This is a genomic window from Methylobacterium sp. A54F (genome assembly GCF_053346035.1).
The window spans coordinates 1-296 of sequence record NZ_JBKFBF010000169.1 but is presented as its reverse complement, the minus strand read 5'-3'; the positions used below and the strand labels follow the sequence as shown (position 1 = coordinate 296).

At 71.3% G+C, this 296-nt stretch carries 1 protein-coding gene; it reads right to left on the bottom strand.

Annotated elements, in window-relative coordinates:
* On the bottom strand, nt 1-249 hold a 249-nt coding region (locus ACLBXP_RS25815; RefSeq protein WP_447670651.1), incomplete at its 3' end, for a hypothetical protein.
* Nucleotides 250-296 lie beyond the last annotated feature (47 nt).

Genomic DNA, 296 nt, shown 5'->3' with positions numbered 1-296 from the left:
GCGTGCTCGCCGGGCGTCTGCCGCGGCCATGGTCTCACCGGGCATGCCCGGCATGCCGTTCCGCTTCAGGACGCGCGGGGCGCCATTCGGGAAAGAGCCGGCCTGCTCGGGACCGGGAGTAGTCGGCGCTTGGACGCGAGGAAGCCACCCACGTGCATTCGCCCCGCGCCCGCCTTCCTCGCCGATGCCATACCGCTCGATGTCGCGGATGCCGTCCATGGCACTCGCGAGGTCGCCCTTGGACTGCACGAGCTACTGCCATCCGCGGGGCGTCCGCGGGTGATCGAAGAGCGGGT